The 25,109-nt window shown below is 52.1% G+C and carries 25 protein-coding genes; 23 read left to right on the top strand and 2 right to left on the bottom strand.

Annotated features, from left to right (window positions below; translation table 11 throughout):
• Window positions 1-22: 22 nt before the first annotated feature.
• Window positions 23-3,388 (bottom strand): ribonuclease E, encoded by a 3,366-nt coding sequence (rne, locus tag R9X49_RS09430; protein ID WP_319848138.1) that lies wholly within the window; start codon window positions 3,386-3,388, stop codon window positions 23-25.
• Between the two features lie 593 nt (window positions 3,389-3,981).
• Between rne and rluC the strand changes: the two genes are divergently transcribed.
• Complete coding sequence (rluC, locus tag R9X49_RS09425) at window positions 3,982-4,938, top strand: 23S rRNA pseudouridine(955/2504/2580) synthase RluC (RefSeq protein ID WP_319848137.1); 957 nt, start codon at window positions 3,982-3,984, stop codon at window positions 4,936-4,938.
• 66 nt (window positions 4,939-5,004) lie between these two features.
• Here rluC and R9X49_RS09420 read toward each other — a convergent pair whose 3' ends face one another.
• Window positions 5,005-5,589, bottom strand: coding sequence for a nucleoside triphosphate pyrophosphatase (locus R9X49_RS09420; RefSeq protein WP_319848135.1), 585 nt, complete (start codon window positions 5,587-5,589; stop codon window positions 5,005-5,007).
• A 140-nt stretch (window positions 5,590-5,729) separates the two neighbouring features.
• Between R9X49_RS09420 and yceD the strand changes: the two genes are divergently transcribed.
• The 22 genes from yceD (at window position 5,730) to R9X49_RS09310 (ending at window position 25,064) form a co-directional block, all read left to right on the top strand.
• Complete coding sequence (yceD, locus tag R9X49_RS09415; RefSeq protein ID WP_319848134.1) at window positions 5,730-6,251, top strand: 23S rRNA accumulation protein YceD; 522 nt, start codon at window positions 5,730-5,732, stop codon at window positions 6,249-6,251.
• A gap of 16 nt (window positions 6,252-6,267) precedes the next feature.
• Entirely contained in the window at window positions 6,268-6,438 is a 171-nt protein-coding gene (gene rpmF / locus R9X49_RS09410) for a 50S ribosomal protein L32 (protein WP_011093369.1), read from the top strand.
• 29 nt (window positions 6,439-6,467) lie between these two features.
• Window positions 6,468-7,514, top strand: a complete 1,047-nt coding sequence (plsX, locus tag R9X49_RS09405; RefSeq protein WP_319848131.1) for a phosphate acyltransferase PlsX — start codon at window positions 6,468-6,470, stop codon at window positions 7,512-7,514.
• A 6-nt stretch (window positions 7,515-7,520) separates the two neighbouring features.
• Window positions 7,521-8,474: a beta-ketoacyl-ACP synthase III gene (locus tag R9X49_RS09400; protein ID WP_319848130.1), complete on the top strand. Its 954-nt coding sequence runs from the start codon at window positions 7,521-7,523 to the stop codon at window positions 8,472-8,474.
• 17 nt (window positions 8,475-8,491) lie between these two features.
• On the top strand, window positions 8,492-9,421 hold the full coding sequence (gene fabD, locus R9X49_RS09395; protein ID WP_319848129.1) for an ACP S-malonyltransferase: 930 nt from the start codon (window positions 8,492-8,494) through the stop codon (window positions 9,419-9,421).
• Between the two features lie 14 nt (window positions 9,422-9,435).
• Window positions 9,436-10,170 (top strand): 3-oxoacyl-ACP reductase FabG, encoded by a 735-nt coding sequence (gene fabG, locus R9X49_RS09390; protein WP_319848128.1) that lies wholly within the window; start codon window positions 9,436-9,438, stop codon window positions 10,168-10,170.
• A 154-nt stretch (window positions 10,171-10,324) separates the two neighbouring features.
• A complete protein-coding gene (acpP, locus tag R9X49_RS09385; RefSeq protein ID WP_005970506.1) occupies window positions 10,325-10,561 on the top strand; it encodes an acyl carrier protein in 237 nt (78 codons plus the stop codon).
• An 81-nt stretch (window positions 10,562-10,642) separates the two neighbouring features.
• Entirely contained in the window at window positions 10,643-11,884 is a 1,242-nt protein-coding gene (gene fabF, locus R9X49_RS09380; protein ID WP_319848126.1) for a beta-ketoacyl-ACP synthase II, read from the top strand.
• Window positions 11,885-12,012: 128 nt separating this feature from the next.
• Window positions 12,013-12,810, top strand: a complete 798-nt coding sequence (gene pabC / locus R9X49_RS09375) for an aminodeoxychorismate lyase (RefSeq protein ID WP_319848125.1) — start codon at window positions 12,013-12,015, stop codon at window positions 12,808-12,810.
• A gap of 14 nt (window positions 12,811-12,824) precedes the next feature.
• Complete coding sequence (mltG, locus tag R9X49_RS09370) at window positions 12,825-13,844, top strand: endolytic transglycosylase MltG (protein ID WP_319848123.1); 1,020 nt, start codon at window positions 12,825-12,827, stop codon at window positions 13,842-13,844.
• On the top strand, window positions 13,834-14,493 hold the full coding sequence (gene tmk, locus R9X49_RS09365; RefSeq protein ID WP_319848121.1) for a dTMP kinase: 660 nt from the start codon (window positions 13,834-13,836) through the stop codon (window positions 14,491-14,493). Before mltG ends, tmk begins: the two co-directional genes overlap by 11 nt.
• On the top strand, window positions 14,493-15,503 hold the full coding sequence (gene holB / locus R9X49_RS09360; protein ID WP_319848119.1) for a DNA polymerase III subunit delta': 1,011 nt from the start codon (window positions 14,493-14,495) through the stop codon (window positions 15,501-15,503). Before tmk ends, holB begins: the two co-directional genes overlap by 1 nt.
• A 19-nt stretch (window positions 15,504-15,522) precedes the next feature.
• Window positions 15,523-16,320 carry a metal-dependent hydrolase gene (locus R9X49_RS09355; protein ID WP_319848117.1) on the top strand — a complete coding sequence of 266 codons (798 nt, stop codon included), beginning with the start codon at window positions 15,523-15,525 and terminating at the stop codon, window positions 16,318-16,320.
• A gap of 313 nt (window positions 16,321-16,633) precedes the next feature.
• Complete coding sequence (ptsG, locus tag R9X49_RS09350; protein ID WP_015840705.1) at window positions 16,634-18,067, top strand: PTS glucose transporter subunit IIBC; 1,434 nt, start codon at window positions 16,634-16,636, stop codon at window positions 18,065-18,067.
• Between the two features lie 223 nt (window positions 18,068-18,290).
• Entirely contained in the window at window positions 18,291-18,641 is a 351-nt protein-coding gene (gene hinT, locus R9X49_RS09345; protein WP_319848116.1) for a purine nucleoside phosphoramidase, read from the top strand.
• Between the two features lie 84 nt (window positions 18,642-18,725).
• Window positions 18,726-19,106: a YcfL family protein gene (locus R9X49_RS09340; RefSeq protein WP_319848115.1), complete on the top strand. Its 381-nt coding sequence runs from the start codon at window positions 18,726-18,728 to the stop codon at window positions 19,104-19,106.
• A 21-nt stretch (window positions 19,107-19,127) separates the two neighbouring features.
• Window positions 19,128-19,709, top strand: a complete 582-nt coding sequence (lpoB, locus tag R9X49_RS09335) for a penicillin-binding protein activator LpoB (RefSeq protein WP_205542789.1) — start codon at window positions 19,128-19,130, stop codon at window positions 19,707-19,709.
• Complete coding sequence (thiK, locus tag R9X49_RS09330; protein ID WP_319848113.1) at window positions 19,690-20,583, top strand: thiamine kinase; 894 nt, start codon at window positions 19,690-19,692, stop codon at window positions 20,581-20,583. The genes lpoB and thiK overlap by 20 nt, the downstream gene beginning before the upstream one ends.
• 63 nt (window positions 20,584-20,646) lie before the next feature.
• Entirely contained in the window at window positions 20,647-21,666 is a 1,020-nt protein-coding gene (gene nagZ / locus R9X49_RS09325) for a beta-N-acetylhexosaminidase (protein ID WP_319848112.1), read from the top strand.
• Window positions 21,667-21,828: 162 nt separating this feature from the next.
• Window positions 21,829-22,371, top strand: coding sequence for an alpha/beta hydrolase YcfP (gene ycfP / locus R9X49_RS09320; RefSeq protein ID WP_319848111.1), 543 nt, complete (start codon window positions 21,829-21,831; stop codon window positions 22,369-22,371).
• Window positions 22,372-22,738: 367 nt separating this feature from the next.
• The gene (locus R9X49_RS09315; protein ID WP_319848110.1) at window positions 22,739-24,043 is read left to right on the top strand and encodes an NAD(P)/FAD-dependent oxidoreductase; all 1,305 of its coding nucleotides are present in this window, start codon (window positions 22,739-22,741) and stop codon (window positions 24,041-24,043) included.
• Between the two features lie 481 nt (window positions 24,044-24,524).
• Window positions 24,525-25,064, top strand: coding sequence for a glycine zipper 2TM domain-containing protein (locus tag R9X49_RS09310; protein WP_319848109.1), 540 nt, complete (start codon window positions 24,525-24,527; stop codon window positions 25,062-25,064).
• Window positions 25,065-25,109: the final 45 nt, after the last annotated feature.

Here is a 25,109-nt window from a genome sequence, read left to right as displayed (position 1 = left end):
TGTTTGTCTATAGAAGTCAGAATTACTCGCTGACTGGTGTAGGTTTGGTTGCTGGCGCAGTTGACTGATTAACTGCGGCATGACCGCCTGCTGAACCTTTTCCAGAGAACGGATAGGCAGGACGAACCCAATCACTGTGTCGGGCAGGTTCCGCGTGGTATGCCGGCGCCGGTGCTTTAGTCATTGGCGCTGTTGCATGGAACTTATAGCGAGGTTGCTCAGCAACGTTTACTGCTTTTGTCACGCTCGATACAGATTCTTCCACAATCGGCTGTGCGCTGGTGGCGTTTACCGATTCATCCTGAACGCTCTGTGGCGCGCTGGTTTCCTGTACTGCGGAAACCGCCGGAGTAGAAACAGGTTCTGCCACATCTGCTGTCTCGGTTGCATCAGCGATACTATCCGCCTGCTTGTCTTCTGCAACGGCTTCCGTAGCGACATCGTCAGTCACGACAGTTTCAGCTACTGTGCTTTCAGCAGCAACAGGTTCAACGATCTGTGCGTCTTCAGCAGCCAGAGCAGTATCAGCAGTTGGTGCTTCCTCTACGGCACTGACGGCAACCGCAGCGATAGCATCGTCAATAGCGGTGTTCTCGGTAACGGGCTCGACGACGATTTCTTCGTCTGCGGCACTCACCTCGACATTTGCGACATTGCTATCCTGAATCACATCGGCAGATTGCGCTGTTGCGGTTACAACAGCGTCTTCCTGAGTGACGGCTTCAGCAATCGCCACGTTTTCCACTGCGTTGGATTCCGCTGTATCGGTCGGTGTAGTCACTGCGGCTTCAACGACGGCAGGTAACAGCGGTGTTTCAATCGCTGCAACGTTTTCGTCCTGCGGTTGGCCTTCAGCCTGCTGTGTCTGTGCAAGAGGATAGCTGATCCACACTTTTCCTGATGCCATTTCCGGTGATGCGGCGGCAAATTCCAACTGCATCGGAGACTGAGACGGGTAACGCTCATCACGATAGCGACGACGACGTTGACCGCTGACGCGCAGATGACGCGGCGAGCGACGTGAACGACGTGGCATACCGCCATTCTCGGCGTTGGCACGATTTGCGTCGTTTTGCTCGTTATCGATCTCGTTATTGTCTACCGCAGCATCGTTTGGCTTGACGTAAGATTGAGCCTGCTCAGATGGAACAGCGGCAGGTGCTGTGCTATCGGAGAGGGTATCCGGCTGAGCATCGGACTGAACGCGTACTTTCTGCGTCAGTTGGCGGCGTTGGCGACGCGGCATAACCTGAGTCGGTTTATCCTGTTCGGCTGCGTTGTCATCGGAATCATCAACCGCTGGCTGAACTTTTGCTTCATTAGAAGCCTGACGGCGCTCGTCCTGACGACGACGCTGGCGCTCAGCACGCGGCTCACGACGCGGCTGCTCTTCTGAACTGGTTTTCTCCGCGTTTTCCGCAACCACTTCCTCGTTCTGTCGCTTATTACGGCGCTGCTCATCACGCTGTTCACGATTGTCACGATTGTCACGATTGTCACGATTGTCACGATTGTCACGATTGTCACGAGAACCACGATCGCGGCGATTATTACCCTGACGGCGTGAATTACGGCGCTCAGAACGCTGACCTTCAGCAGATTTCTCTTCTTCGGCCTTCTTCTCGTCAACGCTATCCGCCGCTTTTACTGCGGGTTCAGAAGCAAAGGCGCTTTTTAAGGCGCTGAAGAAACGGCTGATGAGGCCTGGTTGAGCGACTTCCGCAGGTTTCGCTGCAGCAGGTGCCGCTTTGGTTACCGATGGTGCGGTTTCCGCAGGCATTTCTGCCATGGTAAACGTCGCTAAAGCAGGTTGCTCTGGCTGTTTACGCTCAATCGTCTGTTCGTCTTGCTGTTGCTGTGTTTCCGTTTCCAAACGCTGAGGCAGCAGATAGCTGAGCGTTGGTTTTTCTTCGCCTTTACGGACGCGAACAACGGAGTAGTGCGGCGTTTGCATGCCGTCGTGTGGCACGATGACCGCGCGCACGCCGCCTTGACGTTTCTCAATGGCGTTAACGGCATCACGCTTCTCGTTCAGCAGATAAGAAGCAATCTGGACTGGAACAATCGCGTGGACTTCTTTGGTGTTTTCTTTCAGCGCTTCTTCTTCAATCAGGCGAAGAATAGACAGAGAAAGTGACTCATTGTCACGAATCGTACCTGTACCGCTACAGCGTGGGCAGACGTGATGGCTGGATTCACCCAGTGACGGACTCAGGCGCTGACGCGACATTTCCAGCAGGCCGAAGCGGGAAATGCGGCCAATCTGAATACGTGCGCGATCCTGACGTACGGAATCACGCAGGCGGTTTTCCACTTCGCGCTGGTGGCGAACCGGAGTCATATCGATGAAGTCGATAACGATCAGACCACCGAGGTCACGCAGGCGCAATTGGCGAGCAATTTCGTCTGCGGCTTCAAGGTTGGTATTAAAGGCTGTTTCTTCAATATCACCACCGCGGGTTGCACGGGCGGAGTTGATATCAATCGCCGTCAGCGCTTCGGTGGTATCGATAACGATAGAGCCGCCGGACGGCAGGCGAACCTCACGCTGGAAAGCCGATTCGATCTGCGATTCAATCTGATAGTGGCTGAAAAGCGGGATTTCACCACTGTACAGTTTGATTTTGCTGCTGAAATCAGGACGACCCAGCGCAGAAATATGTTCTTTCGCCAGATCGAGAATTTTGGGGTTATCAATCAGAATTTCGCCAATGTCCGGGCGCAGATAGTCACGGAAAGCGCGGACAATCACGTTACTTTCCTGATGGATCAGGAACGGTGCAGGGCGGCCTTCAGCGGCTTTTTTGATCGCGTCCCAGTGTTTCAGACGGAAAGCCAAATCCCATTGCAGGGCCTCAGCGGATTTGCCCACACCCGCGGTGCGAACAATGAGCCCCATACCATCAGGCAGTTGCAGCGAACCCAGCGCTTCTTTGAGCTCAGTGCGATCGTCGCCTTCGATGCGGCGGGAAATTCCACCGGCGCGCGGGTTATTCGGCATTAAGACCAGATAGCTACCCGCCAGGCTGATAAAGGTGGTCAGCGCTGCGCCTTTGTTGCCACGTTCTTCTTTGTCTACCTGAACAATGACTTCCTGACCTTCACGTAACACGTCTTTAATGTTAGGACGACCATGGGAAGCATAGTTGCTGGGGAAGTATTCGCGGGCGATTTCTTTAAGAGGGAGGAAACCATGTCTTTCTGCGCCGTAATCAACAAAAGCCGCTTCAAGACTGGGTTCGATACGAGTGATTTTACCTTTGTAGATATTTGCTTTCTTCTGCTCATGACCCGGACTTTCGATATCCAAATCATACAGCCGTTGACCATCAACCAAGGCAACACGCAACTCTTCCTGCTGAGTTGCGTTAATTAACATTCTTTTCATCTTCAACTTACTCGTTATTTTTACTTGCATTATTGATAGAGCTGCGGACAAAAGAACCGCATGACCGGAGTGAACCGATGGCCTCGTGGCTTATCGCAGGGACGTCAACCTCCCGGTTGTCGCCTGCATAGAGACGCATGTTTCGGTAGCCTGTGTTTCCTGATGGAAAACAGCGCATTTACTGAGGGAACAGCTTCTGAATAATGTCGCCAGATCTGATTCCATTTGCCGGCCAAGCTGCAATCCGCAGCCCGCTAACTGCTTGATTCCGCATTACGTCTTACGCCATTGCTGCGTGTGTGCGTCATCAGGCAAATTTAATAATTCCGCAATTTCCCCTTGTTTTATCGGAAATCCGCGTGGGAAACGCAAAAGCATTATTCCACTGCTGATACCGTTATAGCAAGGTGACTTTGCCTGTCTGTATAAAGATAGTTCTGTCGTTATCACCAAAACGGGCAGGGTTTGATGCTACAACGCAATTCACCCGTTACTTACCCGATAGTGCAACAATATCTTCATAAGTCAGACACACAGTTAAGCACAGAAAAAGAAGTGGCGCTATCGGGTTGCTCTATTTAGAATCGCGCATCATGAAAACAGATAATCCTTCAGTACAATTTGTGACGATCTCCGCAGATGAAGCGGGGCAGCGCGTCGATAACTTTTTGCATACCCACTTAAAGGGTGTGCCTAAAAGCATGGTTTACCGTATCTTGCGTAAAGGCGAGGTAAGGATAAATAAGAAACGGGTCAAGCCTGAGTATAAATTGCTCGACGGCGATGTAATTCGTATTCCGCCTATTCGACAGGCAGAACGTGATGAAACGCCTGTTTCTGCGAGTCTTGGTAAAGTGGCGGCGTTGGCCGAGTGCATTATTTACGAAGATGATTACCTGCTGGTGCTGAATAAGCCCTCGGGTACCGCCGTGCATGGCGGAAGCGGTCTGAGCTTCGGCGTGATTGAAGGGCTGCGTGCTTTACGCCCGGAAGCGCGCTTTCTGGAGCTGGTACACCGCCTCGATCGCGATACGTCAGGCGTTTTGCTAGTAGCAAAAAAACGCTCGGCTTTGCGTTCTCTGCATGAACAGCTGCGGCTAAAAGGCATGCAAAAAGATTACCTGGCGCTGGTTCGCGGACAATGGCAGTCCCACTGTAAGGTTGTTCAGGCGCCGCTGTTGAAAAACATTCTGCAAAGCGGTGAGCGCGTTGTGCGAGTTAACAGCGAAGGTAAGCCATCGGAAACGCGCTTTAAGGTGGAAGAGCGTTTTGAGCATGCGACTCTGGTGAGAGCAAGTCCCGTCACCGGACGTACGCATCAAATTCGTGTGCATACTCAGTATGCCGGGCATCCGATAGCATTTGACGACCGTTATGGCGATCGTGAATTCGATGAACAACTGGTGAACACCGGTTTAAAACGTCTGTTCCTGCATGCGCAGGCGCTGCGTTTTGAGCACCCAAATACCGGCGAGACGATGAGAATTGAAGCGCCGTTGGATAGCGGACTGCGTCGCTGTCTTCAGGCGTTGCGCAAGACAAAAGCATAACGACGCCTACAACCTATACGCTTTTATCCGTCGGGATAGCGCGCCATCGTGCTATCCCGATTTGTATTACGCTGTCAAAGGATTAACGCCTTCCTTCTGTAGCATCTGAATCAGCGCGATCAGCGGCAACCCAATGAGCGTATTAGGATCGCGCCCGGATAATCGCTCAAAAAGGGCAATGCCCAGCCCTTCGCTTTTGAAGCTGCCCGCGCAGTTCCACGGCTGCTCCTTCTCCAGATAGCCGTCAATTTCCGTTTCCGTTAGCGTTCTAAAATGCACGTCAAATGGCTCTGCGATGCTCTGTATTTCCTGAGTCGCACTATTGAAAAGCGCTAAACCGGTAAAAAAGGAAACGCATTTCCCGCTGGCGAGCTTTAACTGTCGTGTTGCATTATCCTTATTATGTGGTTTCCCCGTAATGGCATTCCCCAGAACGCAAACCTGATCGGAGCCGATAATCAGGTGATTGGGGTAGTGCGCAGCCAACGCTCGGGCTTTGCTCTCGGCAAGTCGGATCACAAGATCGACGGCGCTTTCACCTGGATGCGGGGTTTCATCGATGTCTGGCGACGCGCAAATAAAGGGGATCGCCAGCTTTTCCAATAAGGCCCGGCGATACGGTGAGGTTGAGGCAAGAACGATCTGCTGCATAATTTTTTGATAAACCGTAGCGTAATGATGAAAGGCATTTTAAACTGTGCGCCGCTCTGGAAGCGAATATTGGTGAAAGGTGGTGCATCACTGCCTTTTTCTTTGACTCTATGTCGTTACGACGTTAATATGCGCGCCCTATGCAAAAGGTAAAATTACCCTTAACCCTTGATGCGGTCCGCACTGCTCAGAAGCGTTTAGATTATGTTGGTATCTATTCGCCAGAACAAGTAGAGCGTGTTGCCGAATCAGTGGTGAGTGTGGATAGTGATGTTCAGGCCTCTTTATCTTTCAATATTGATAATCAGCGTCTGGCAGTGATTGACGGTAACGCCGATGTTACGGTCACACTGATGTGTCAACGTTGCGGAAAGCCGTTTGAGCATCAGGTCCATGCGACATTCTGTTTTAGCCCGGTCGTCAATGATGAGCAGGCCGAAGCGTTACCGGAAGCGTATGAGCCGATCGGCGTTGATGAGTTTGGCGAAGTCGATCTGCTGGCAATGATTGAAGATGAAATTATTCTGATGTTGCCTATCGCCCCGGTGCATGATTCTGAACACTGTGAAGTGTCCGAAGCGGACATGGTGTTTGGTCAACTGCCTGCAGAGGCGGAAAAACCAAATCCGTTTGCCGTATTAGCCAGTTTAAAGCGTAAGTAATTAAGGAGTAAGGTCCATGGCCGTACAACAAAACAAACCTAGCCGTTCCAAACGTGGTATGCGTCGTTCACACGATGCGCTGACTACCTCTTCTGTATCCGTAGATAAAGTTTCTGGCGAAACTCACCTGCGTCACCACATCACTGCGGATGGTTACTACCGCGGTCGCAAGGTCATTGCTAAGTAATTCTTGCGAATTATTTGCAAGGCAATACCTTGACACGCCTAACTCTGGCGTTAGATGCGATGGGCGGGGATTTTGGTCCCTGCGTAACAGTGCCTGCTGCATTGCAGGCACTGGCTTCTAATCCAGCTCTCAATTTGTTATTAGTCGGCGATCCTGCTGCGATTACACCATTACTTGCCAAAGTCGATTCTGATTTACTTTCCCGCTTAGAAGTTGTTCCGGCGGAGTCGGTTATTGCTAGTGATGCGAGGCCGTCGCAGGCTATTCGTGCGAGCCGTGGTACCTCAATGCGTATAGCACTTGAGTTGATTAAAGACGGCAGGGCACAGGCCTGTGTGAGCGCAGGCAACACGGGTGCGCTTATGGGGCTGGCTAAGCTCCTGATTAAGCCACTTGACGGTATTGAACGACCTGCATTGGTATCGGTTTTACCTCACCAGCAGCACGGAAAGACAGTCGTGTTGGATCTGGGGGCGAACGTTGATTGCGATAGCACGATGCTGGTTCAATTTGCCGTGATGGGGTCAGTGATGGCAGAAGAAGTGCTGGAACTGAAGAACCCTCGGGTCGCGTTGTTGAATATTGGTGAAGAAGAAAGCAAAGGGCTGAGCACTATCCGTGAAGCAGCGGCACAGCTAAAAGAGGCACCATCAATAAATTATATCGGTTATCTGGAAGGCAACGATTTGCTGACTGGGAAAACGGATGTGATGGTCTGTGACGGCTTTGTGGGTAATGTCACACTGAAAACGGTGGAAGGCGTGGTAAGGATGTTCCTGTCACTGCTGAAATCGCCAGCCTCAGGCTCCGGGCAAAAACAAAAACGGTCCTGGTGGTTGAAATGGCTGGGACGTTTGTTACAAAAGCGCTTATCAAAGCGCTTCGGTCATTTGAACCCCGATCAATATAATGGCGCATGCCTGCTAGGATTGCGGGGAACTGTAATCAAAAGCCATGGTGCAGCAAACCAGAGAGCGTTTGCGGTTGCTATTGAACAGGCAATGCAGACGGTACGGCGGCAGCTTCCCGACCGGATTGCCGCCCGTCTAGAAGCGGTATTACCCAAGAGTGACTAAGCGTACATGTATACAAAAATAATCGGAACGGGCAGCTACCTGCCTGAACAAATCAGGACGAACGCTGATTTAGAAAAGATGGTTGAAACGACGGACGAATGGATCGTCACACGTACTGGAATCCGTGAGCGCCGAATTGCTGCGCCGGATGAGAACGTTGCGACCATGGGATACCGTGCCGCGCAGAAAGCGCTGGAAATGGCAAATGTCGATCCTTCTGAAGTCGGTCTTCTGATTGTTGCTACAACATCATCAAGCCATGCTTTCCCGAGCTCTGCCTGCCAGATTCAGCAGCTGTTAGGGATCAAAGATACAATTGCCTTCGATCTGGCCGCTGCCTGTGCCGGTTTTACCTATGCACTGAGCGTTGCCGATCAATACATTAAAAATGGTGCGGTGAAATACGCACTGGTGATCGGTTCCGATACGCTGTCTCGGACATTGGATCCCGAAGATCGCGGCACGCTGATTTTATTCGGTGATGGTGCAGGCGCGGTACTGCTAACGCCATCAGAGCAGCCGGGTATTCTTTCTACTCATCTGCATGCCGATGGTCGCTATGGCGAACTGCTGGCGCTGCCGCATCAGGATCGTAACCATGCGGATACACCTGCTTACCTGACGATGGCGGGTAACGAAGTCTTTAAAGTGGCCGTGACTGAACTGGCACATATCGTTGAAGAAACGCTGCAAGCGGCTCAACTGGATAAAAGTGAATTAGACTGGCTGGTGCCTCATCAGGCTAACCTGCGAATCATCAGCGCCACGGCGAAAAAGCTGGGTATGGGGATGGAGAAGGTGGTTGTGACGCTGGATCGTCATGGTAATACCTCCGCAGCCTCCGTGCCTTCAGCGCTTGATGAAGCCGTGCGCGATGGGCGTATTAAACCAGGGCAACTGGTGCTGCTTGAAGCCTTCGGTGGCGGTTTTACCTGGGGCTCCGCGCTGGTTCGTTTTTAATTAAACAGGATTGTGATATGACGCAATTTGCAATGGTGTTTCCCGGTCAGGGATCGCAGACGGTAGGTATGTTGGCTGAACTTGCGGCAGAACACGCCATCGTCACTGAAACGTTTGCTCAGGCTTCTGAAGCGTTAGGTTATGACTTATGGCAGCTCACTCAGCAAGGGCCGGCTGAAGAGTTGAATAAGACCTGGCAGACGCAGCCTGCGTTACTGACCGCTTCTGTTGCTATCTGGCGTGTCTGGCAGCAGCAGGGAGGAAAAACGCCTGCTCTGATGTCTGGTCATAGCCTTGGTGAATATTCCGCACTGGTTTGTGCTGGCGTTCTGGATTTCCAACAGGCTGTCCGTTTGGTTGAACTGCGTGGCAAACTGATGCAGGAAGCAGTACCGGAAGGAACGGGTGCGATGTATGCCATTATCGGGCTTGATAACGACGCCATTGCCAAAGCGTGTGAAGAATCCGCGCAGGGGCAGGTGGTCTCTCCGGTAAACTTCAACTCACCGGGTCAGGTGGTGATTGCGGGCAATAAGGACGCCGTTGAGCGTGCTGGTGTAGCGTGTAAAGCAGCTGGTGCGAAGCGTGCACTGCCGCTGCCTGTCAGCGTACCGTCACACTGTGCGTTGATGGAGCCAGCTGCGAAGAAACTCGCTGTTGCGCTGGAGTCCGTGACGTTTAACGCTCCGGTCATCCCGGTTGTCAATAATGTTGATGCCAGTATCGAAACAACACCAGAAGCGATTCGCGATGCGCTGGTACGCCAGCTTTATTGCCCAGTGCGCTGGACAGACTGTGTTGAGTTTATGGCCTCTCAGGGCGTTGAATCACTGTTAGAAGTCGGGCCGGGTAAAGTATTGACTGGCTTAACCAAACGAATCGTCGATACCCTGACAGCAGCTGCGGTGAACGATCCTGCTTCTCTATCAGCGGCGATTGAGAAATAAGAACGGAGAAGACAATGAGTTTTGAGGGGAAAATTGCACTGGTTACCGGTGCAAGCCGTGGTATAGGGCGTGCCATCGCCGAGACGTTGGTTGCCCGCGGGGCAAAAGTCATTGGTACCGCAACCAGCGAAAAAGGTGCAGAAGCGATTAGCGGCTGGCTGGGTGAGAACGGTAAAGGTTATATGCTGAATGTTGCTGATGCAGCATCAGTAGAAAGCGTATTGGCAGAAATTCGCGCGGAATTCGGGGAAGTTGATATCCTTATCAATAACGCGGGTATCACGCGTGATAACCTGCTGATGCGTATGAAAGATGATGAATGGCACGATATTCTGGATACCAATTTGACGTCGGTATTCCGTATGTCTAAAGCAGTGATGCGTGCCATGATGAAGAAACGTTTTGGCCGTATCATTACCATTGGTTCCGTTGTGGGAACGATGGGCAATGCAGGACAAGCTAACTACGCGGCAGCGAAGGCGGGGCTGATTGGGTTCAGCAAATCCCTCGCGCGTGAAGTGGCTTCTCGTGGTATTACGGTCAACGTCGTCGCACCTGGATTTATCGAAACAGATATGACTCAGGCATTGACAGAAGAACAGCGAGCAGGCATTTTGACGCAGGTTCCAGCTAACCGACTCGGTGATGCTAAAGAAATCGCCAGTGCTGTTGTATTTTTAGCCTCTGATGAAGCTGCTTACATTACTGGCGAAACATTGCATGTCAATGGCGGCATGTATATGATCTAAAAAGCTCGAAAACTATTTGCATTATTTGCGGTGATAACCGCAAAATAGCACAAAATCGTGGTTCGACCAGCCGAGATTTTGTTGCATCTTTTCAAACATTTTATACACTACGAAAACCATCGCGAAAGCGAGTTTTGATAGGAAATTTAAGAGTATGAGCACTATCGAAGAACGCGTTAAGAAAATCATCGTTGAACAGCTTGGTGTTAAGCAGGAAGAAGTCGTAAACAATGCTTCTTTCGTTGATGACCTCGGCGCTGATTCTCTTGACACTGTTGAGCTGGTAATGGCTCTGGAAGAAGAATTTGATACTGAGATTCCAGACGAAGAAGCTGAAAAAATCACGACTGTTCAGGCAGCCATTGATTTCATTCAGGCTAACCAGCAGTAAGCGAACATATCTAGGCGGTCATTCGACCGCCTAAGTTTTTTTGTCCCGCAGTGTCTTTTTTTCCCTCCCTGGAGGATAAGCGTGTCTAAGCGTCGAGTAGTTGTGACCGGACTGGGCATGTTATCTCCTGTCGGCAATACAGTTGAGTCTACCTGGAGTGCTCTTCTTGCCGGTCAGAGTGGTATCAGCCTGATCGACCATTTCGATACTAGTGCCTATGCAACGCGTTTTGCTGGCTTAGTAAAGGATTTTAATTCTGAGGAATTCATTTCGCGTAAAGAAGCTCGCAAAATGGATGCCTTTATTCAATACGGTGTTGCTGCTGGCGTTCAGGCCATGCAGGATTCCGGTTTGGAAGTAACGGAAGAGAACGCGCCGCGTATCGGTGCGGCGATTGGTTCCGGCATCGGCGGTCTGGGTCTTATTGAAGAGAACCACACAGCGCTGGTGAACGGCGGCCCGCGTAAAATCAGTCCGTTCTTCGTGCCGTCAACCATCGTCAATATGGTGGCTGGACATCTTACTATCATGTACGGACTGCGTGGCCCGAGCATCTCTATTGCTACGGCCTGTACGTCTGGCGTGCATAATATTGGTCAGGCAGCTCGTATCATTGCTTATAACGATGCGGATGTGATGTTGGCCGGCGGCGCAGAAAAAGCCAGTACGCCATTAGGCGTTGGTGGATTCGGCGCTGCGCGTGCGTTGTCTACGCGCAATGACGATCCTCAGGCGGCAAGCCGTCCGTGGGATAAAGATCGTGATGGTTTTGTACTGGGTGACGGTGCTGGCATCATGGTGCTGGAAGAGTATGAACACGCGAAAAAGCGCGGTGCGAAAATCTATGCAGAAGTTGTTGGATTTGGCATGAGCAGCGATGCGTATCATATGACGTCTCCGCCAGAGAACGGTTCGGGTGCAGCACTGGCTATGGAAAACGCCCTGCGTGATGCGGGTGTATCAACGAGCCAGATCGGCTATATCAACGCGCATGGCACCTCTACGCCTGCGGGGGATAAAGCGGAAGCACAGGCGGTGAAATCCGTATTTGGTGAGAACGCCAGCAATGTGCTGGTGAGCTCGACAAAATCCATGACGGGTCACTTGCTCGGTGCGGCAGGCGCGGTGGAGTCTATCTTCAGTATTCTTGCTCTGCGCGATCAAGCCGTTCCGCCAACGCTGAATCTGGATAACCCAGATGAAGGCTGCGATCTGGATTTCGTGCCGCATGAGGCGCGTCAGGTCAGCAATATGGAATATGTATTGTGCAACTCTTTCGGCTTCGGCGGAACCAACGGTTCTCTGATCTTCCGTAAAGTTTGATTGCGATAGCGTCTTAAAAAAACCCGGTTTCCGGGTTTTTTTTTGCCTGCATAAAATCAGATACACCTGCTTGTCTGCAACGCAGCTTTACTGGCAAGCTGACGATGATGAATGATGCGGAGCTTATTATGCTGTGGATTAATGGCCAGTTACAGGAACAGCTTTCGGTGCTCGATCGGGCTACGCAGTACGGCGACGGCTGTTTTACGACAGCCAGAATCAGCGCTGGCGAGGTTGTCTGGCTTGATCGACATATCACGCGCCTGCAAGAGGCTGCTACACGCTTGTTATTTCCGACGGTTGACTGGGAAAGTCTGATTGCGGAAATGAAGCTGGCTGCAGTGGGGCGGACGGACGGCGTAGTGAAAGTGATGCTAACGCGCGGTGCTGGCGGGCGGGGTTATAGTCCTCAGGGCTGTATGCAGCCAACCCGAATCGTCATGCAGGTAGGCTATCCAGCGCACTATGCCGACTGGCGTGAGCAGGGCATTAGTCTGAATCTTAGCCCGGTGGCGCTCGCTAAAAACCCGCTGTTGGCGGGCATAAAACATCTGAATCGGCTTGAGCAAGTGCTGATTCGTGCGCATCTTGACCAGACTTCAGCCGATGAGACCCTCGTGCTTGACACTTCTGGTGCGCTAGTGGAATGCTGTGCCGCTAATTTATTCTGGCGCAAAGGGAATCACGTCTATACGCCGGACGTATCGCAGTCTGGTGTGGATGGCGTAGCTCGGCAGCATATCATCGCCTCGCTGGCAGAGACTGATTTCGCGCTACAGATCGTCAGTGAACCTGTGACCACACTGTCCGATGCGGATGAGGTGCTGGTCTGTAATGCATTAATGCCGATAGTCCCAGTGAATCAGGCGCATGTCTGGCGTTACCACTCCCGAGAGCTTTATCAATTCCTGAGTTTTGACTGCTAGTAGATGGTTGATTTATGAAGAAAAAGAAAGTTGGTTTACTGATTATCGCCGCCGTTGTTCTGATGTTGTTGGTCGCGTGGCAGAAAATGCAGCGTTTTGCTGGTTCTCCATTGGCTATCGAAAAGGAAACGATTTTTACGCTTCCGGCCGGCACGGGAAGAGAAGGGCTGGAAACACTGCTGCTCGATCAGAAAATTATTACTGATGGCGCCTTTTTTCCCTGGTTGCTGCGTCTCGAACCTGAGTTGGCAAAATTTAAAGCGGGTACGTATCGTTTTACTTCGGGCATGACCGTCCGCGAGATGCTGGCATTATTGTCCAGCGGCAAAGAAGCGCAATTTTCCATCCGTTTTGTTGAAGGCTCACGTTTGAAAGAGTGGCTGGTCACGCTGCAACAGGCACCTTATATCAAGCATGCACTGGCCGATAAAACCGAACAGGACGTTGCCACTCAGTTGGAAATCAACGATAAGACGAATCCGGAAGGCTGGTTTTATCCTGATACGTATTCATACACGGCAGGTACGAGTGATGTCGCCCTGTTGCAGCGTGCGCATCAGCGCATGAAAAAAACGGTGGATGAGGTCTGGAAAGGGCGCGAAGACGGATTACCGTATAAGACGCCAGACGAATTGCTAACGATGGCGTCAATCATTGAAAAAGAAACGGCCATCAATGAAGAACGTACTCAGGTTGCTTCCGTTTTTATCAATCGCTTACGGCTTGGCATGCGCTTGCAAACCGACCCCACAGTGATTTATGGCATGGGGGATGACTATAAAGGCGTGATAACCCGTAAAGCATTAGACACGCCGACGCCTTACAATACCTATATTATTTCTGGCTTGCCGCCAACGCCAATCGCGATGCCGGGAAAAGCCTCATTAGATGCGGCGGCACACCCAGCCAAAACGTCATACTTGTATTTTGTGGCGGATGGAAAAGGCGGACACAGTTTTACCACTAACCTTGCAGACCATAATCGTGCTGTGAGGGTATACCGCTCAGCGTTAAAGGAACGGGATGAACAGTAAATTTATCGTCATTGAAGGGTTGGAAGGTGCGGGGAAGACCACCGCGCGTAATATCGTGGTAGAAACACTGCGGTCACATGGCGTGAAAGAGGTAGTGTTCACGCGAGAGCCTGGCGGTACGCCGCTGGCGGAGAAGCTACGTGAGCTTATCAAGCAAGGTATGACCGATGAGAAGGTCACCGACAAAGCGGAAGTCCTGATGTTGTACGCTGCCAGAGTTCAACTGGTGGATAACGTCATCAAGCCCGCGTTGGCTAACGGACAATGGGTTATTGGCGATCGTCACGATCTTTCTTCACAGGCTTATCAGGGCGGTGGACGTGGGATCGATCAGCAACTGCTGCGTTCACTGCGCGATACCGTGCTGGGAGATTTTCGTCCTGACTTGACGCTCTATCTTGATTTGCCGCCCGCTATTGGTTTGCAGCGCGCGCGCCAGCGGGGCGAATTAGATCGAATTGAGCAGGAATCGCTGGCTTTCTTTGAACGTACCCGTGCCCGCTATCAGGAGCTGGCTGCGGAGGACGACAGTATCCTGACGATCGATGCTTCACAAGCTATTGACGCTGTCAGTGCGGATATTCAGGCAACGCTACAGCAGTGGCTGCGGCAACAAGGCTTACCGCCTGTCGCGCAGGAGCAGTGCTGATGGAATGGTATCCGTGGCTGAATGCATCCTATCGGCAGCTCGTCGGTCAGTATCAGGCGGGCAGGGGCCATCATGCGGTGTTACTGCATGCGTTGCCGGGCATGGGCGATGAATCGCTGATTTATGCGCTGAGCCGTTGGCTGATTTGCCAGCGGCCTGATGGGATGAAAAGCTGCGGCCAGTGCCATTCCTGCAACCTGATGACGGCGGGAACACACCCAGACTGGCATGTGTTAAGCCCGGAGAAAGGCAAGCAGAGTCTGGGCGTCGATCCGGTGCGTGATGTCGTGGAAAAAGTGTATCAACACTCTCGACAAGGCGGCGCAAAAGTGATCTGGCTGGCTGCCGCTGAGCAACTGACAGAAGCAGCTGCGAATGCACTGCTGAAAACGCTGGAAGAACCGCCACAGAATACCTTCTTTTTATTTGGCTGCCGTGAACCGGCCCGGCTGTTGGCAACATTGCGCAGCCGCTGCCTGTATCACTATCTGGATGTCCCGAGTGAGACGCAGAGCGTGCTGTGGCTGAATGCCCGCCATCGTCATGACAGCAAGGCATTGCGCACGGCATTGAGATTGCAATCGGGTGCGCCGCTAGCCGCCGAGGCGCTATTACAGCCAGATCAGTGGAAGCAGCGTATTGGGTTATGTCAGGCATTTTCTGCCGCGTTGACTTCACGGGATCAGCTTTCGATGATTTCGCCGCTGAATCATGACGATGCAGATGTCCGCATTCACTGGCTGGCCGCGCTACTGTTGGATGCCATGAAATGGCAGCGGGGGGCGAGCGAGCATTGGGTGAATCAGGATCAGATAGAACTGGTTGAGCGTCTGGCGCGCGAGCCTGCCGCACATTTGCAGTATGAGCTGCAACAGTGGCTGGCCTGCCGACAAAAATTGCTGACCGTCACGGGTGTCAATCGTGAGCTATTGCTGACGGAACGCCTGCTTGATGGGGAACGCACGTTTGCTTCATCGGTTAAGCGCGACAGCCACCCTTTTTCTATTTAATTACTATCGAGTAAATATCATGTTGTTAGTGGATTCCCACTGTCATCTTGACGGTCTGGATTATCAGTCATTGCATAAAGATGTCTCCGACGTACTGGAGAAAGCGAAACGTCGCGATGTCGGCTTCCTGCTGGCGGTGGCGACTACGTTGCCTGGCTATCGTGCCATGGTAGAGTTAATCGGCGAGCGCGATAACGTGGCGTTTTCCTGCGGCGTTCATCCGCTTAATCAGGAAGCCCCCTATGACTATGCGGAGCTGCGTGAGTTAGCCAGCGCCAGCCGCGTGGTGGCGATGGGGGAAACGGGTCTGGATTATTTCTATCAGCAAGAGACGAAAGCCCAGCAGCAAGAATCGTTTCGTGAACATATTCGTATTGGCAATGACCTGAATAAACCGGTCATCGTGCATACCCGTGCCGCCCGTGAAGATACGTTGGCGATTCTGCGCGAGGAACAGGCGGAGAAATGCAGCGGTGTTCTGCACTGCTTTACGGAAAATTTGGCGACGGCAAAAGCGCTGCTGGATATGGGGTTCTACATCTCGTTTTCTGGCATCGTGACGTTCCGTAATGCAGAGGAACTGCGTGACGTCGCACGTTATGTGCCGCTGGATCGGATGCTGATTGAAACGGATTCCCCTTGGCTCGCGCCTGTCCCGTTCCGAGGTCAGGAAAACCAGCCTGCGTATGTGCGTGATGTCGCGGAATACCTTGCCGTGCTGAAAGGCACATCGCTGGAAACCCTCGCGGCCGCCACGACAGAAAACTTCTCCCGCCTGTTTCACATCGATCCGACTCGGTTGACCGCTGCGCAATAGTGGCTGAAAATAGCCGAGTTTTTTTTATCCGTGTAATTAATAGCGCTTCATCATCCCCTTGATTAGGTTTTTCCTCTTCAGGGGGACGTGTTTTTCAGCGATACATCACAGAAAAGTGCAATATCTGTTCGATCTCAGCCTGTTGGCTTGTGGAAACGTGATAGCAATCAAACATTGTGGGCGCTATTTATTTTACTCTGCGTAAAAATTAAAGGGGGCTAAGACACCCCAACTCGCAAAGGCCATCCTCCCCGTCTTTGCATATATGAAGTATCAGAAGTAAAAGCACTATTACTCAGGAGCACACTCAATTATGTTCAAGAATGCATTCGCAAACCTGCAAAAAGTAGGTAAGTCGCTAATGCTGCCCGTATCCGTACTCCCTATTGCAGGTATTCTGCTGGGTGTCGGTTCGGCCAATTTTAGCTGGTTGCCTGAAATTGTCTCCAGCGTCATGGCACAGGCCGGTGACTCGGTGTTTGCCAACATGCCGCTGATTTTTGCTATCGGTGTTGCTCTGGGCTTCACCAATAACGACGGTGTTTCCGCACTGGCGGCAGTGGTCGCTTATGGCATCATGGTGAAAACCATGGCTGCGATTGCGCCGCTGGTTCTTAATCTACCGGCTGCCGAGATTACTGCGAAGCACCTGGCGGATACCGGTGTTCTGGGCGGGATCATTGCCGGTGCGATTGCCGCGTATATGTTTAATCGCTTCTACCGCATTCAACTGCCTGAGTATCTGGGCTTCTTTGCCGGTAAACGTTTTGTGCCGATTATTTCCGGTCTGACGGCGATTGTTACCGGTGCGGTGTTGTCTTTCATATGGCCACCGGTCGGTAGCGCTATCCAAACGTTTTCACATTGGGCAGCAAATGAGAACCCGATGTTGGCATTCGGTATCTATGGGGTCGTTGAACGTTCTCTGGTACCGTTTGGTTTGCACCATATCTGGAACGTACCTTTCCAAATGCAGGTTGGTGAGTTCACCAATGCGGCGGGTCAGGTTTTCCACGGTGATATCCCTCGTTACATTGCTGGTGACCCGACTGCGGGTAAACTGTCCGGCGGCTTCCTGTTTAAAATGTACGGTCTGCCGGCTGCTGCGATTGCTATCTGGCACTCAGCTAAGCCAGAAAACCGTGCGAAAGTGGGCGGCATCATGATCTCTGCGGCGCTGACCTCGTTCCTGACGGGTATCACTGAGCCGATTGAATTCTCATTCATGTTTGTTGCGCCGATCCTGTATGTGATCCATGCGATTCTGGCGGGTCTGGCGTTCCCAATCTGTATCCTGCTGGGTATGCGCGATGGTACGAGCTTCTCTCACGGTCTGATCGACTTCGTGGTACTGAGCGGTAACGGTAGCAACCTGTGGCTGTTCCCGATTGTGGGTCTGTGCTATGCGCTGATTTACTACACCATCTTCCGTGTTCTGATTGCGAAACTGAACTTGAAAACGCCAGGCCGTGAAGATAGCTCCTCCGAGCAAGCGTCACAGGACAGCACTGAAATGGCTGCTGCACTGGTTAGCGCGTTTGGTGGTAAAGAAAACATCACTAACCTGGATGCGTGCATCACCCGTCTGCGTGTTAGCGTAGGTGATGTGGCTAAAGTTGATCAGGCTGGCCTGAAAAAACTGGGCGCAGCGGGCGTGGTTGTAGCAGGTTCCGGCGTTCAGGCCATTTTCGGTACTAAATCCGACAACCTGAAAACCGATATGGACGACTACATCCGTAACCACTGATGTGTTGTTGGGGAGTGGTAAAAAGGGGCGAAAGCCCCTTTTTTTATGGTCGCAACAAACGCGCATTTTCCATTATAAGGCTAGCGTGCCAATCATTTTTCTGGGTGTCGTATTTTGACCAACCGCACCAGAAATAGACGAAGAAGGTTGAAAGAAATGGAATATGTCACTCATACTGCCTACATGACGTCGTTCAATGCCAGCTTTAACAAGGAAATCAATCATGGCTGAAGAAACCATTTTTAGTAAAATCATCCGTCGGGAAATCCCTGCCGATATCGTCTATCAGGATGAACTGGTCACCGCCTTCCGTGACATTGCTCCCCGCACGCCAACCCATATTCTGATTATCCCGAATGTCTTGATCCCGACCGTTAACGATACGGTGCCTGAGCACGAGGCGGCACTGGGACGTATGGTGACGGTTGCGGCGAAGATTGCACAGCAGGAAGGTATTGCAGATGACGGCTATCGTTTGATCATTAACTGCAACCGACACGGTGGGCAGGAGGTTTATCACATCCACATGCATCTGTTGGGTGGCCGCGCATTAGGGCCTTTGCTGGCGAACTAGATCTTATAGAACCAGATTCTATAGAGCGAGGTTCGTTGGTCATGGTTAGACTATCGTGCGAGAAAACCATTATGCGAGAACATCATGCGTAATCCGATGCTTTTTCTGTCCGCGTGTTTGATGGTCGGGCTGGTAGCGGGCTGTAGCGCACCAAAGGTACTGACCATTAATGAACGGCAAACGCTGGTATTGGATGCTCCCGTGCTGTCTGCGGGCATTACGGCGGGGAATCCTTCACTGGATTCAGAAAATGGCCGGCTGCGTGCTTCTTCCGTCGTCAGCAACGACGCTTCACACGCGGTGACCGTGCATTACCGTTTCTATTGGTATGATGAAAACGGGCTGGACGTTCTGCCGTTCGAAGAAGTGCAGTCCATTGAAATCCCGCCACAGACGGAAATGACCGTTTTTTCAACGCGCAGCAGTCCTACTGCGCGTCAGGTCCGTCTTCATCTGTTTTTGTAATGGTGTGCTGAGAGAGAGAATATGAAAAAGTACCTAGGGGTGATACTGGCGGCATTGGTACTAACAGGGTGCCCTAGCCGTCCACCGGAACCGACTGAACCGCCTGCGACTATTGAGCCCGTTGAGCCGCAAGTGCCGACCACGCCAACGCCGCCGCCGGGGGAATCAGTACCGCAACCGCCGAAAATCCAGACGCTGAACTGGGAAGCCAGTATTAATCCGCTGGTGGCGCAGATGCTGAAAGCCGATGGCGTCACGCCGGGCAGCATACTGCTGGTGGATAGTGTGAAAAACAACACCAACGGCTCCCTGCCGATCGCGAAAGCGACAGGCGCGCTGTACAGCGCGTTATCTTCAGGCAAGGCGTTTACGCTGGTACCGCGTGAGCAGTTGGCCGCCGCGAAACAAACGCTGGGTCTGTCGGTTGACGACAGCCTAGGATCGCGCAGCAAGGCGATTGGTCTGGCGCGTTATGTCAGCGCGCAGTATGTGCTGTACAGCGACGTCAGCGGTGATGTGAAATCGCCGCAGATCGACATGCAACTGATGCTGGTGCAGACCGGCGAAATTGTGTGGTCCGGTAATGGCGCCGTTCAGCATTAAGCAGGCAGGTATCCAGCAACAGCTGACGGCGGTGATCCAGAAGCATTTCCCCGCCGTGGAGATAGCGGATATTCGCTTTGAGCTGGTTGGCGGGTTGAGTAGTAAAAGCTGGCGTATCCGCGGGCCGGGCATCGAATGGCTTGCGCGCCGACAGTCGCCAACCGAGCGGAAGATGGGCGTCGATCGCCAGCGAGAGTTCGCTCTGCTGCGGCAAATGTCTACGATAGGGCTTGCGCCACGGCCGCTGCTGTGGCGTGACGGCTGGCTCATTGTCGAATGGGTGCCGGGACGCATTGCCACGTCTGATGAGTTCCTGATGATGCTGGCTAATGGTGAAGTAGCGCGTGTATTGTCTCAGCTTCATCGCCTGCCGCGTAGCGGCCACCCCCTCGATCTCAAAATGCTATTCGCTCAACACTGGCAACTGATGGATCCGCACCGTCGTTCGCCCGCGCTGCTGCGCGCCCACCATTATTTTCAGCGTGCCGCATTGCCCACGCCTTTAGCGCTGGCACCTCTCCATCTGGATGTGCATGCTGAAAACCTGCTGATCACGCCACAAGGAACGATGCTGATTGACTGGGAATATGCCTCAGATGGCGATATTGCCTTTGAACTGGCATTCATTGTGCGGGCCAGCCAAATGGAAAGCCTGGCGCAAACGCATTTTCTGCAGAGCTACCAGCGGCATCGGCGAGGGCTTTCCGTGAGCCGCCTTCAGCAACAGATGGTGCAGTGGTTCCCCTGGGTCGATTATCTGGTATTGATGTGGTTCGAGATTCGCTGGCAGCAAACGAAGAACCCTGAATTTTTAGCGGACATTCCCGCACTCTATCATCGGCTACAATCAGGCTATCGGCTACAGACAGGCTGACGGTGTGGTTTTGGTCGTCGTGGTTATTTTACTAAGCAGTACACTCTAAAGAATGAGGTTTTTGTGGGCCCGGTAATGTTAGATGTCGCCAGCTATGAGCTGGATGCGGAAGATCGTGAAGTGTTGGAACACCCGCTGGTTGGCGGCGTTATTCTGTTTACCCGTAATTTTCATGATGCGGCGCAGTTACGTGAACTGGTGCGTCAAATCCGCGTGGCGTCGCGCGAACGTCTTGTGGTGTCTGTGGATCAGGAAGGCGGGCGCGTTCAGCGTTTTCGCGACGGATTTACCCGCCTGCCTGCCGCGCAGGCCTTCGCAGCATTAAATAGCGAACCAGAAGCCTTGCGTCTGGCGGAAGAGGGCGGCTGGTTGATGGCGGCAGAAATGATCGCGATGGATATCGACATTAGCTTTGCGCCGGTGCTGGATATCGGCCACCAGAGTGCGGCAATCGGCGAGCGTTCGTTTCATGCCAATCTAGAGACGGCGTTGGCGGTAGCGCAGAGCTTTATTCGCGGCATGCACAGTGCGGGTATGAAGGTCACGGGTAAGCACTTCCCCGGCCACGGTGCGGTCAGCGCCGATTCACATAAAGAAACGCCGCGCGATCCGCGTCCGATTGAGGAGATCCGTGCCCACGACATGTCAATTTTTAAAGCGCTGATCCAGCGTCAGCAACTGGATGCGATCATGCCTGCTCATGTGATTTATACGGAGGCCGATCCGCACCCCGCTAGCGGCTCATCTTATTGGCTTAAAACGATTCTGCGTGAAGAGCTGGGCTTTGATGGCATTATTTTCTCTGACGATCTTTCGATGGAAGGTGCCGCGGTGATGGGCAGTTACCCCGAACGGGCGCAGGCGGCGTTGCAGGCGGGATGTGACATGATTTTGGTCTGCAATCATCGTGAAGGAGCCATCAGCGTGCTGGATAACCTGTCCCCGGTCAAAGCGGAGCAACTGACGCGCTTATATCATCAGGGTTCGTTTTCTCGTCGGGAACTGCTGGATTCGCCACGTTGGAAGCAGGCTAATCAGGCGCTCACATTGCTCAGCGAGCGCTGGCAGGCGCATATACACTAAATAATTCGAGTTGCGTGAAGGCGGCAACTGCGCGAATCCCCAGGAGCTTACACCAGTAAGTGACTGGGGTGAGTAAGGGAAGCCAACGCACAAGCAGCTTGAAGTATGACGGGTATAAAAATGGCGAGAAATAGGCAACCCAGTCTGTGGTGAGGATGAAAGATGATTATCTATTTGCACGGTTTTGACTCGACTAGCCCCGGTAACCATGAAAAGGTCCTGCAACTTCAGTTTATTGATGAAGATGTAAGGCTGATTAGCTACAGCACGCTGCATCCGCGTCATGATATGCAACATCTGTTAAAGCTGGTGGATAAGACGATTCAACAGTCTGATGACGATCGTCCGCTGATCTGCGGCGTGGGGTTGGGCGGTTTCTGGGCAGAACGGGTCGGTTTCCTGTGTGACATACGACAAGTCATCGTCAATCCTAACCTGTTCCCACAGGAAAACATGGGCGGGAAAATCGATCGCCCGGAAGAGTATGTGGATATCGCTACCAAGTGCGTGGCGAATTTTCGTGAAAAGAACCGCGATCGCTGCATGGTGATGCTCTCCCGTCATGATGAAATGCTCGACAGCCAGCGCAGCGCGCAGATGTTGGGAGCGTATTACGAGATCGTCTGGGACGATATTCAGACGCATAAATTCAAAAGCATCTCCCCCCATTTACAGCGGATCAAAGCCTTCAAAACGCTGGGTTAAGCCTGTCTGCGTGATGATGTGTTAATCGCCGCGAGTCGTTCCTTCTGATGCCTTCGTTTGGGGGCGATCAGGAGGAATAACGCGATTTATTTACTTTCCTTAGTGCGGATAGCGATGCATTTGCGCACGATTCAGCATTTTCTCTTCACACAGACCTCCGCTAATTCACTGAAATAAAGATGGAATTTTCCTGGTAAAAACCTGGGTGACAAAATAAATTGATATATATCAATTTTGGTATGACCAAATAACCTAGCGTGCTATTCTTGCTGCAGATATCAGGCTTAACTTACGCGAACCCTATGTTATATAAGGATATTATTTTTTACTCTTTATTAACCATTGGTTCACATTTTAGGGGGTCATTTTGACATCACCAACCAAAAAAATTGTCATTGTCGGCGGGGGAGCTGGCGGACTTGAACTCGCCACGAGTTTGGGCCACAAGTTAGGACGCAAGAAAAAAGCGGAGATCACGCTGGTGGATCGCAACCACAGCCACCTGTGGAAACCGCTGCTGCATGAAGTGGCGACGGGCTCGCTGGACGACGATATGGATGCGCTGAGCTATCTGGCACATGCCCGTAATCACTATTTCCAGTTCCAACTGGGCATGCTGACGGATATCGATCGTGAGCAGCAGCAGATTCAACTGGCTGAAGTGTGTGATGAGCAAGGCGAGGTGCTGGTTGCGGCGCGTCGTATCCCGTATGACATTCTGGTGGTGGCGTTAGGCAGTACCTCAAATGACTTCGGTACGCCGGGCGTGAAAGATCACTGTATTTTCCTGGATAACCCGAAACAAGCCCGCCGTTTCCATAACGAAATGCTGAATTTGTTCCTGAAATTCACAGCGAATCAGGACGAGAAAGAGCGGGTGAATATCGCGATTGTGGGCGGCGGTGCGACGGGTGTTGAACTGTCTGCGGAACTGCACAATGCGGTGAAACAACTGCACAGCTACGGTTTTGACGGGTTGGATAACCAAACGCTGAATGTCACGCTTGTGGAAGCGGGTGAACGTATTTTACCTGCGCTGCCACCGCGTATTTCCGCGGCTGCACATCAGGAACTGAACAATATTGGCGTTCGTGTGTTGACGAAAACCATGGTGACCAGCGCCGAAAGCGGCGGTCTGAATACGAAGGACGGCGAATTTATCGAAGCCGACCTGATGGTTTGGGCCGCGGGCATCAAAGCACCAGATGCGATGAAAGAGATTGCCGGTCTGGAAACGAACCGGATTAACCAACTGGTGGTTGAACCGACGTTACAGACGACGCGCGATCCCAACATTTTCGCCATCGGCGACTGTGCCTCCTGTCCGCAGGAAGGCGGCGGCTTCGTACCACCACGTGCGCAAGCGGCTCACCAGATGGCATCACGCTGCCACAGCAATATCATCGCGTTGCTGAACGGACAGACGCTGAAACCTTACGTCTATAAAGATCACGGTTCGCTGGTTTCGCTGTCTAAATTCAGTACGGTTGGCAGCCTGATGGGGAACCTGATGCGGGGCTCCGTGATGGTAGAAGGGCGGATTGCACGTTTCGTTTACATCTCCTTGTATCGCATGCATCAGGTTGCCCTGCATGGCTATGTGAAAACGGGCCTGATGATGCTGGTCGGTGGGATCAACCGGGTGATTCGCCCGCGTCTGAAACTGCACTAATCCACCGCGGCTGACACCTTTCTGATACGGGCGTGAACGCGATTTCATGTCCGTATTTTTTTGTCATTGACTGCCTATACTCTTATCCAGTCTCTTTTTTCCAGCAATCCATACATTCAACAAGCCGCCTTATTTCTGAGCCGAGGCGCTATTTATTCCTCTACTGACTATTTACTGCCCCACTGATATAGCAGTATAAAATATCGTCCTATTACCAATTCCAGTTAAGATAATTCCCAAATGACGCTTTTATGTTACGAATCTGACACTTTTGGTTAATTAGTCTTATTGCGAGAGTGTGAAACATTGTGCAGACTTTCCACTGTTTACAGATGGCGTAGCACGCACGTCGAAAATTCTGAATGCAGGTATTCAGAAGGAACCATCGGATTCATCGCGTTAAACGCGAGCTGGCGTAAAGCAAATCTTACGGCGGGATTGCAGATGGGGAATGCGTGAGAATAGATTCGGGAGGTATCCTGTGAACAAGTCAATGTTAGCGGGTGTAGGTATTGGTGTGGCTGCTGCATTGGGTGTGGCGGCGGTGGCGAGTATGGATGTATTTTCCTCTAAACCTCAGTTTGCACAGGTGCTAACAGCAACACCAATTAAAGAAACGGTCAAAACGCCTCGTCAGGAGTGCCGTAACGTGAGCGTGACGCATCGTCGTCCGGTACAGGATGAACACCAGATCGCCGGTTCGGTTCTGGGGGCGGTGGCCGGTGGCGTTTTGGGTCACCAAATTGGTGGTGGACGTGGTAAAGATATCGCGACGGTAGCGGGCGCGTTGGCCGGTGGCTATGCGGGTAACCGTGTACAAAGCGGCATGCAGGAAAATGATACGTATACGTCACAGCAACAGCGTTGCCAGACGGTGTACGACAAATCACAAAAAGTTCTGGGCTATGATGTCACCTATAAAATCGGCGACCAGCAGGGTAAAATCCGCATGGATCGCGATCCGGGCACACAAATTCCAGTGGACAGGAACGGTCAGTTGATTCTAAATCAGCAGAGTTGATTTACCCTACGTCTACGTTTTTGCGCTGACACCATCTCTAAAAAC

Source organism: Pectobacterium carotovorum, from assembly GCF_033898505.1.
GTDB lineage: Bacteria > Pseudomonadota > Gammaproteobacteria > Enterobacterales > Enterobacteriaceae > Pectobacterium > Pectobacterium carotovorum_J.
The sequence above is the reverse complement of the archived record's forward strand: the minus strand, read 5'-3'. Positions and strand labels throughout refer to the sequence as shown.